Below are 9,727 nucleotides of genomic sequence, written 5' to 3'. Positions count from 1 at the left end.
ACCCCGGCCGGAAGCCCCTCCAGCGTGGCCACGAGTGCCGGTCCGTGGGACTCCCCCGCGGTCAACCAACGCAACCTGCTCACCCAAACTCCTCAGTGCTCGCGCGCGCCCTGTGCACTGCCCTGTGTACGCGCGCCCTCGTGCGTGATCACGGTCCGGCCGGGTGCGCGATCCCGGCCCGCCATCTCCGATCCTCCCATGTCCGGGCCCGGAGCCCGGCGGCCGGTCCATCAGGCGGACGGGAACCGGCCCGCCCGCACGACGCCGTCCCGGGGGTGCCCGGCGGTCCGGCGGAGTCGGGGCGGCATGTACCCCCTAACGGGCCGCGAGGGCGCGCTCCCCCGCCTTGCGCATGGCGTCGAGCGGGGCCGGTGAGCGGCCCGTCATCTGCTCCACCTGGAGGACCGCCTGGTGCACCAGCAGGTCGAGGCCGCCGACGACGGCGCCGCCGGCCATGGACCAGCGGGCCGCGAGGGCGGTGGGCCAGGGGTCGTAGAGGACGTCGAACAGGGCGGCGGGCCGCTCGGGTACGGCGTCGGCCAGCGCGTCCGTGGTGCCGGCCGGGGTGGTGGCGATCACCAGCGGGGCCCGCAGGGCCTCGGCCGCGTCGGCCCAGTCGGCCGTACGGACCTCGATGTCCAGCCGCTCGCCCCACTGCCGCATCTCGGCGGCGCGGGTCTCGCTGCGGACGCAGGCGACGACCTCGCCGGTGCAGATGCGGGCGAGGGCGGCCAGCGCGGAGGAGGCGGTGGCGCCGGCGCCGAGGACGGCTGCCGAGTCGACCTGCTCGATGCCGTGCTCGCGCAGGGCGGCGACCATGCCGGGTACATCGGTGTTGTCCCCGATCCGGCGGCCGTCCTCGGTGAACACCACCGTGTTGACCGCCTCGACGGAGGCGGCCGTGTCGCTGATCGAGTCGAGCAGCGGGATGACCGCCCGCTTCAGCGGCATGGTCAGGGACAGCCCCGCCCACTCCGGTCCCAGGCCCTCGATGAACCCGGGCAGGCCCGCCTCGTCGACCTCGAACCGCTCGTACGACCAGTGGGTGAGCCCCAGTTCCTCGTACGCCGCCCGGTGCAGCACCGGGGAGAGCGAGTGGGCGATCGGCGAGCCGAGCACGGCGGCCCGGCGGACGTCAGTTGCCCGCGTTGGCATTGAACTTGTCCTTGAGCTTCTGGAATTCCTCGTAGGTCTTGGCGAACTCGGTCTTGTTCATGCCGTCGGTCGCCACGAAGTAGATCCAGCCGTCGTCGGTCGGATTCAGCGCCGCCTTCAGGGCGTCGTCGCCGGGGTTTCCGATCGGCCCGGGCGGCAGACCCTTGTTGGTGTAGGTGTTGTACGGGTCCCTGTTGCTGTTGATCTCTCTTTCGCTGATGTGGATGTTGCTCTCGCCCCTCAGGTAGTTGAAGGTCGAGTCGAACTGGAGCAACTGGTTGGTCTCGGTGTTGGTCGGCTTGAGACGGTTGTAGATGACTTCCGACATCTTGCGGAAGTCGTCGTGCGTCTTGCCCTCGGCCTGGACCAGGCTCGCGACCGTGACGAGCTCGAGCGGGTCCTTCAGGTTCAGCTCCCTCGCCTTCGCGGCGAGGTTGTACTTGCTGTAGTTCTCGTTGGCCCGCTTGACCATTTCCTTCAGGACCGCCTCGGGCTTCATGCCCTTGGCCGCGGGATAGGTGCCCGGGCGGAGGAAGCCCTCCAGCGGATCCTTGATCTGGCTGTGGCTGTTGGCCCAGCTCGGCAGGCCCAGGTTCTTGTACTGCTCCGCGGCGACCTTCCGCGTGGTGCCGGGGGACAGCTCCAGCCGCTTGTCGATGTCGGCGTAGACCTGGACGTTGCGCTGGCCCGGCTTCACCAGGACGTTGCTCTGGCTCTTGGGGTCGAGCATCATCGCGACCGCGCTGGCCGCGGACATCTTCTTCCTCAGCAGATAGGCGCCCGCCTGGATCTGCTTCCCCTTGGGGTTGCGGGTCTGCGCGGCGACGAAGGCGTCGACGCTCTTGACGACGCCCGCCGCCTTCAGCGCACGGCCGATGTCGTAGCCGCCCGCGCCCTTGGGAATCTCCACGGTCACCATCTCGTCGATGCCGTTGCCCGCGTAGTCCGGCGCCGGACCGAAACGATTCTGGTAGATCGTGTAGCCGTAGTACGTGGTGCCGACCGCGCCGCCGCCGAGCACCATGACGACAACCAGGCAGGCGCAGCCGTTGCGGCGCTTCTTCCCTTTTTCCTTGCTCTTTCCGTTCCTGCCGTTCTTGCCGTTCCTGCCGTTCCTGCCCCTGCCGCGTCCCTTGCGGTCGCCGCGCCCCCGGTCCTCGTTCCCCGGGTCGTCGGCGTCGGCCTCGTCCCCGCCGCCCGAGAAGAAGGGGTGGTCGTCCTGGTCGGGCCCGGGGCCGGGGTCCCAGTCGGGCCGCGGTTCCGGTTCGGTGCGCCGGTGGTCCGGCGCCTGGGGCTGCGGGCCCGCGTCGGGGATGCCGTGGAAGCCGGGCCGCTCGGCACCGTGGGCCGCGGCCTGCCCGCCGTACGGGTCGGCCGGGTACACCGGCTGCTGCCCGCCGGCGGTGCCGTCCCAGCCGCCCTGCTGGTACTGCTGCTGGTCCTGGAGGTGACCCGCGTACTGCTGGTGCCCCTGCTGGCCGTAGTGCGGAGCCTGAAGGGGGTTCTGCTCGCCGTACTGCTGGGGCTGCCCGCCGTAGCCGGCCTGCTGTCCGTGCCCCCACTCGCCGTACTGCGGCTGCTGCAGATGATTCTGAGGCCGGTCTCCGTAAGCGGGCTGCGGGCCCGTCTGGGCCTGCTGTCCTCCCCATCCGCCGTCTCCGTACAGCGGATCGTCCGGATGCCACGGTTCGGAGCCTGGGCCCCGGCCATACTCAGTCATCGATCCCCTAAAGCCGCGAGGCGACGTCACGCGGCGTGGTGACCGGTTGCCGTTCCGCCTCTTGCTGTGCGCCTGCTGTTCGAACTCCGGCGCATCGCGCGGAACGTTACCGTACCGCGATCAGATGACCACTTCGACGCCCTCACCGGGTGCTTTACCTGACACTCGTTCGGATTCCAGGGCCTGCTGCAAAATAATGACGGCGGCGGCCTGGTCGATCACGGAGCGTCCTTTCCTGGACCGCACCCCGGAAGCCCGCAGGCTCTGACTGGCCGTCACCGTGGTCATCCGCTCGTCCACCAGCCGGACCGGCACCGGGGCGATGCCCTTGGCCAGCTCCTCGGCGAAGGCACGTGTCTTGGCCGCCGCCGGGCCCTCGCCCCCCTTGAGGGAACGCGGAAGGCCGACGACGACCTCGATCGGCTCGTACTCCTCGACAAGCTGCCGGAGACGACGGTGCGCGGCCGGGACGTCCCGGCCGGGCACCGTCTCCACGGGGGTGGCGAGGATCCCGTCGGGGTCGCAGGAGGCGACCCCGATACGGGCGTCCCCGACGTCGATGGCGAGTCGACGTCCCTTCCTCATCGCTCGGCCCCCGTCACTTGGCCGTTTCCGCCACCAGGCGTTCCACGGCGTCCACGGCCTCGCCGACGGCGGCCGGGTTCTGGCCGCCGCCCTGGGCGACGTCCGGCTTGCCGCCACCGCCGCCGCCGAGGGTCTTGGCGGCGGTGCGGACGATGTCACCGGCCTTCAGACCGCGCTCACGGGCGGCCTCGTTGGTGGCGACGACCGTCAGCGGCTTGCCGTTGTTCACCGTGAACAGGGCGACCACGACGGCTCGGTCGCCCCGGATGCGGCCGCGTACGTCGAGGACCAGCTTGCGCAGGTCGTCCGGGGTGGTGCCGTCCGGGACCCGGCCGGTGACCACCGCCACTCCCCTGATGTCCTTGGCGGACTCGGCGAGCCCGGCGGCGGCCTGCAGCACCTTCTCGGCGCGGAACTTCTCGATCTCCTTCTCGGCCTCCTTCAGCTTGCCGAGCATCGCGGAGACCCTCTCCGGCAGCTCCTCGGGACGGCCCTTGAGCAGCTCCTGGAGCTGGGAGACGACCGTGTGCTCACGGGCGAGGAAGCGGTAGGCGTCCACGCCGACCAGGGCCTCGACACGGCGTACGCCGGAGCCGATCGACGACTCGCCGAGCAGCTTCACCAGGCCCAGCTGGGCGGTGTTGTGCACATGGGTGCCGCCGCACAGCTCCTTGGAGAAGTCGCCGATGGTCACCACGCGCACGCGCTCGCCGTACTTCTCGCCGAACTCGGCGAGGGCGCCCTGCTTCTTGGCCTCCTCGAGGCTCATGATGTCGGCGCGCACGTCGAGGTCGCGGGCGAGCACCTCGTTGATCTTCTGCTCGACATCGGTCATCACCGACTGCGGCACGGCGGACGGGGAGCCGAAGTCGAAGCGGAAGCGGCCCGGCTGGTTCTCGGAGCCGGCCTGGGCGGCCGTCGGGCCGAGGGCGTCGCGCAGCGCCTGGTGGGTCAGGTGCGTGGCCGAGTGGGCGCGGGCGATGGCCTTGCGGCGCTCGACGTCGATCGTGGCGTGGGCCTTGGCACCGACGGTGACCTCACCGACCTGGACGACCCCCTTGTGGACGAAGACGCCCGGAACCGGCTTCTGGCAGTCGCGGACCTCGATGACGGCACCGGAGTCGGCCTTGATCCGGCCGGTGTCGCCGATCTGGCCGCCGCCCTCGGCGTAGAACGGGGTGCGGTCCAGGACGATCTCGACCTCGTCGCCCTCGGTGGCGGCCGGGGAGGGGACGCCGTCGACGAGGATGCCGACGACCGTGGACTCGCCCTCGGTGTCGGTGTAGCCGATGAAGTCGGTCTCGCCGGCGGTGTCGGCGATCTCGCGGTAGGCGCCGAGGTCGGCGTGGCCGGTCTTCTTGGCCTGGGCGTCGGCCTTGGCACGCTCCCGCTGCTCCTTCATCAGGCGGCGGAAGCCCTCCTCGTCCACGGTGAGGCCCTGCTCGGCGGCCATCTCCAGGGTGAGGTCGATGGGGAAGCCCCAGGTGTCGTGGAGCAGGAAGGCCTTCTCGCCGGGCAGCACCGTCGAGCCGGCGGCCTTGGCCTCGGCGACGGCGCTGTCCAGCACGTTCGTGCCGGCGTTGAGGGTCTTGAGGAAGCGGGCCTCCTCGGCGAGGGCGACCTTCTCGATGCGCTCGCGGTCGGTGATCAGCTCCGGGTACTGCCGGCCCATCACCTCGATGACGACGTCGATCAGGTCCTTGACGACCGGACCGGTGGCACCGAGCAGACGCATGTTGCGGATGGCGCGGCGCATGATGCGGCGCAGCACATAGCCGCGGCCCTCGTTGCCGGGGACGACGCCGTCGCCGATGAGCATGGTGGCGGTGCGCATGTGGTCGGTGACCACGCGCAGGGACACGTCCGACTCCTCGGCGTCCCCGTAGGCGACACCGGTCAGCTCGGTGGCCTTCTCGATGACGGCCATGGAGGTGTCGATCTCGTACATGTTCCGCACGCCCTGCAGAATCATGGCGAGCCGTTCCAGGCCGAGACCGGTGTCGATGTTCTTGCTCGGCAGTTCGCCGATGATCTCGAAGTCTTCCTTGCCGGTGCCCTCGCCGCGCTCGTACTGCATGAAGACGAGGTTCCAGATCTCCACGTACCGCTCGTCGTTGACGGCGGGGCCGCCCTCGGGGCCGAACTCGGGGCCGCGGTCGTAGTTGATCTCCGAGCAGGGACCGCACGGGCCGGGCACGCCCATGGACCAGAAGTTGTCCTTCATGCCCATGCGCTGGATGCGCTCCTTGGGCACGCCGATGACCTCGTGCCAGATCCGCTCGGCCTCGTCGTCGTCCTTGTAGACGGTGATCCAGAGCTTCTCCGGCTCCAGGCCGTAACCGCCCTTGTCCTGGGGGGTGGTGAGCAGCTCCCAGGCGAGCTTGATGGCGCCTTCCTTGAAGTAGTCGCCGAAGGAGAAGTTGCCGCACATCTGGAAGAACGTGCCGTGCCGCGTGGTCTTGCCGACCTCTTCGATGTCGGGCGTGCGCACGCACTTCTGCACGCTGGTGGCACGGGGGAAGGGCGGCTTGACCTCACCCAGGAAGTAGGGCTTGAAGGGCACCATGCCGGCCGGGACGAGGAGCAGAGTCGGGTCGTCCGCGATGAGCGACGCCGAAGGGACGACGGTGTGCCCGCGCTCCTCGAAGAAGCTCAGCCAGCGACGGCGGATCTCAGCCGACTCCATCAGTGGTCCTCATTCCGGTTGTACGTGTACGTCGGGTACGTCGAGTCCTCGGCGTACTTCGGGCTGGTGTGGTTCTCGATGGCGGCGTACCGCCGGGACGGGGGCACCCCCTGCCCGAGCGCGGCCGGGCGCCCGAGAGCGGGGAGCTCGCGGTCGACGGGGGCGGCGATGCCGAGCGCCTCGCCGAGCTCGGCCTCCCGCTGGGCCATGTGGTCGCGGACGTCGAGCGCGAAGCAGACCGCGCGGTCCTTGAGCCGGTGGCCGGCCTCGAACGCCTTGTTCGCCGCGATCACGGCGAGGTTCTCGGGGGTCAGCTGCCTCAGCTTGCGGTTGACCTTGGTGGTGGCCCACACGCCGGCGGCGACCCCTGTGGTGAACCAGAACGTACGGCGGAACATCGTCAGTCCTTACTTCTCCCGGTTGTTCCGCTTTCCCCGTCGTGCGGCCGGGACGGTGCGGCCCACGATCACGGTACGCCTCGACGTCTTGACGGGCACGTCCTCCCTGCGGCCGCTCAGGGCCCGGCGCACGCCGTAGCCGAAGGCGGCGACCTTGACCAGCGGGCCGCCGAAAGTGGAGGCGACGGTGGTGGACAGCGCGGAGGCGTTGGCGGTGACCTCCTGGACGTCGGAGGCGATCGCGTCCACGCGGTCGAGCTGGGTCTGCGCGGAGCGCACCGCCCGGGAGGCGTCGGCCAGCAGCGGAACGGCCTGGTCGGTCACATCCGCCACGAGCTTGGTGGTCGCCTTGAGCGTCTGGGCCAGTCTCGCCAGCGCGACGGCGAGGAAGGAGACCAGGATCGCCCAGAAGACGGCCACCAGGATCCCGGCCACCTCGCCACCGGACACTGTGCGCACCTGCTCCCTGATACGTGCCTGAACTCGAGGGCCTGAAGGACGCCGTGGACACCGAAGGTGCCGAGGGCGTCGAAGGCATCGAGAAACGCCGAGAAAGTAGTGCACCGAGCCTACCGCGCCCGAGGTGGCGCTCCGTACCCGTTTCCGTCCGCGCGCTGCGGGACCGGGCTCCGCCCTTCTCCGCGGGACCCCCGCACCGGGGCGGTTCGCAGAACCGCCCGGCCCGCCCCGGCGGCCGGGGCGGGCGACTGGGGACGGCGGCGCCGTCGTGGGCCGCCGAAGGCATGGGTGAGCCCGCCGCCCCGCCCGCCGGGAAGGCGGGGGGGACGACGGGCTGGGGTGGCGCGACCGGCTGCGTCAGCGGGCGTAGTACTCGACGACGAGCTGCTCGTCGCAGACCACCGGGATCTCCTTGCGGGTCGGCTCGCGGTCCAGGCGGAACGCCAGGGCCTTGAGGTTCACCTGCAGGTAGCGCGGGGTCTCGCCCTCGGGGGCGAAACCACCCTCACGGGCGATCTGGAAGAGCGTCTTGTTCCTGCTGCGCTCACGGACCTGGACGACGTCGTCCGGACGCACACGGTAGGACGGCTTGTCGACCTTCTTGCCGTTGACCTCGAAGTGGCCGTGGGTGACCATCTGACGGGCCTGGTAGATCGTGCGGGCGATGCCCGAACGCAGGACCAGCGCGTCAAGACGGCGCTCGAGCTCGATGAGGAGCGCGTCACCGGTCTTCATCGTGGTCTTGGCGGCACGCTCGTAGGCGCGCACCAGCTGACGCTCGGAGATGTCGTACTGAGCGCGCAGACGCTGCTTCTCCAGCAGACGGACCTTGTAGTCCGAGTTCTGCTTGCGGCCGCGGCCGTGCTCACCCGGCGGGTAGGGGCGGGCCTCGAAGTACTTGACGGCCTTCGGGGTCAGCGCGATACCGAGGGCACGCGACTTCTTGACCTTCGGGCGGGACTGGTTCGCCATGGAACCGAACACCTCGTGTTTCTGTGTGAGTACGGCTTCACCAGGGTTGAGGGAGGTCGCATCCGCAGCCGGGGAATCCCGCCGGGTCCTGTCGGACCTGGTGGGCAGCCGCTCCCCTGGTCTGGGCACATACGTGCAGCACGCGAACGGCCCACCGACCGCTCCCGGGCTGTACCGGGTGGTGGTGGGCTGCCCGCGACACCGTTCGCCGGTGCGCGACGCTCCTGGATCCCCGCTGCTTCGAAGCGGTGGGGTTCCGGCTGGATGTCCCGCTCTGGTGGCGCCGTCCCCTCTTGCGAGGTTCCGGACACGGGACTCAGCGCTTCGGCACAGTTTACAGGGTGCCGGACCCCGCCCGGCACCGCGGGCCGGGTCAGGGCCGCCGCCGGCCCAGGTGCCTGCGGGTCCACTCCACCGCGTCCGCGTACCGCGCCTCGGCGCCGTGCCGGCTCGGGGTGTAGTACTCGCGGTCCTTCAGCGCGTCCGGCGCGTACTGCTGGGCGACGATGCCCTCGGGCAGGTCGTGCGGATAGACGTACCCCTGGGCGTGCCCGAGCCTGGCCGCGCCCTTGTAGTGCCCGTCCCGCAGGTGGGGCGGGACGGGACCGGCCAGTCCCTTGCGGACGTCGTCCAGGGCGGCGCCGATCGCGGTGGTCGCGGAGTTGGACTTGGGGGCGAGGGCGAGGGCGATGGTGGCGTGGCTGAGGGTGAGGGCCGCCTCGGGCATGCCGATCATGGCCACGGCCTGGGCCGCGGCGACGGCTGTGGGCAGGGCGTGCGGATCGGCGAGGCCGATGTCCTCGCTGGCGGCGATCATCAGACGGCGGGCGATGAACCGGGGGTCCTCGCCGGCCTCGATCATTCTGGCCAGGTAGTGCAGGGCGGCGTCGACGTCGGAGCCGCGGATGGACTTGATCAGGGCGCTGGCGACGTCGTAGTGCTGGTCGCCGGCGCGGTCGTACTTCACCGCGGCCCGGTCGACGGTCTCCTCCAGCGTCGTCAGGCCGATCTCGCTCTCGCCCTTGGCGAGGGCGGCCCCGGCGGCGGCCTCCAGGGCGGTCAGGGCGCGGCGGGCGTCGCCGCCGGCGATGCGCAGCAGGTGGTTCTCGGTGTCCTCGGGGAGGGTGACGGTGCCCTTCAGACCGCGCTCGTCGGTGAGGGCACGGCGGAGCAGGCCGCGGATGTCGTCGTCGGTGAGCGGCTCGAGGGTGAGCAGCAGGGAGCGGGACAGCAGCGGGGAGATCACGGAGAAGTACGGGTTCTCCGTGGTGGCCGCGATCAGCGTCACCCAGCGGTTCTCCACGGCCGGGAGCAGGGAGTCCTGCTGGGCCTTGCTGAAGCGGTGGATCTCGTCGAGGAAGAGCACGGTCTCCTGGCCGTAGCCGCCGGAGGCCCGGCGGGCGCCGTCGATGACCGCGCGGACCTCCTTGACGCCCGCGGTGATCGCCGACAGCTCCACGAAGCGCTTGTTGGTGGCCTTGGAGACGACGTACGCCAGGGTGGTCTTGCCGGTGCCGGGCGGGCCCCACAGGATCACCGACGAGGGTCCCGCCGGGCCGCCCGCACCCTCGCCGACCAGGCGTCGCAGGGGTGAGCCGGGCTTGAGCAGATGCTGCTGGCCCACCACTTCGTCGAGGGTGCGCGGACGCATCCGGACCGCCAGAGGAGTCGCGGCCGGATCCTTCTCCTGGCGTTCTTCTGCTGCGGCGGTGAACAGATCGGGCTCCACGCTGAAACCCTATGGCACACCGC

Annotated in this window: 8 protein-coding genes; all 8 read right to left on the bottom strand. The window is 70.6% G+C overall.

The genetic code is table 11. The annotated features are described in order from the left end of the window. Positions 1-315: 315 nt before the first annotated feature. Entirely contained in the window at positions 316-1,155 is an 840-nt protein-coding gene (locus ABD224_RS22295; RefSeq protein ID WP_344052644.1) for a shikimate dehydrogenase, read from the bottom strand. Next, positions 1,136-2,875, bottom strand: coding sequence for an endolytic transglycosylase MltG (gene mltG / locus ABD224_RS22290; RefSeq protein ID WP_344052642.1), 1,740 nt, complete (start codon positions 2,873-2,875; stop codon positions 1,136-1,138). Before mltG ends, ABD224_RS22295 begins: the two co-directional genes overlap by 20 nt. A gap of 120 nt (positions 2,876-2,995) precedes the next feature. Beyond that, the gene (gene ruvX / locus ABD224_RS22285; RefSeq protein WP_344052640.1) at positions 2,996-3,460 is read right to left on the bottom strand and encodes a Holliday junction resolvase RuvX; all 465 of its coding nucleotides are present in this window, start codon (positions 3,458-3,460) and stop codon (positions 2,996-2,998) included. Positions 3,461-3,473: 13 nt separating this feature from the next. Beyond that, positions 3,474-6,146: an alanine--tRNA ligase gene (alaS, locus tag ABD224_RS22280; protein WP_344052638.1), complete on the bottom strand. Its 2,673-nt coding sequence runs from the start codon at positions 6,144-6,146 to the stop codon at positions 3,474-3,476. Beyond that, entirely contained in the window at positions 6,146-6,544 is a 399-nt protein-coding gene (locus ABD224_RS22275; RefSeq protein ID WP_344052636.1) for a hypothetical protein, read from the bottom strand. The genes alaS and ABD224_RS22275 overlap by 1 nt, the downstream gene beginning before the upstream one ends. A 9-nt stretch (positions 6,545-6,553) precedes the next feature. Beyond that, a complete protein-coding gene (locus ABD224_RS22270) occupies positions 6,554-7,003 on the bottom strand; it encodes a DUF948 domain-containing protein (RefSeq protein WP_344052633.1) in 450 nt (149 codons plus the stop codon). A 357-nt stretch (positions 7,004-7,360) separates the two neighbouring features. Beyond that, positions 7,361-7,975, bottom strand: coding sequence for a 30S ribosomal protein S4 (gene rpsD / locus ABD224_RS22265; protein WP_344052631.1), 615 nt, complete (start codon positions 7,973-7,975; stop codon positions 7,361-7,363). Between the two features lie 373 nt (positions 7,976-8,348). Beyond that, positions 8,349-9,704 (bottom strand): replication-associated recombination protein A, encoded by a 1,356-nt coding sequence (locus tag ABD224_RS22260; RefSeq protein ID WP_344052628.1) that lies wholly within the window; start codon positions 9,702-9,704, stop codon positions 8,349-8,351. Positions 9,705-9,727: the final 23 nt, after the last annotated feature.

This window comes from Streptomyces thermoalcalitolerans, assembly GCF_039525155.1.
Classification (GTDB): domain Bacteria; phylum Actinomycetota; class Actinomycetes; order Streptomycetales; family Streptomycetaceae; genus Streptomyces; species Streptomyces thermovulgaris.
Note: the sequence above shows the minus strand (reverse complement) of the source record. Positions and strands in the feature narration are given on the sequence as shown.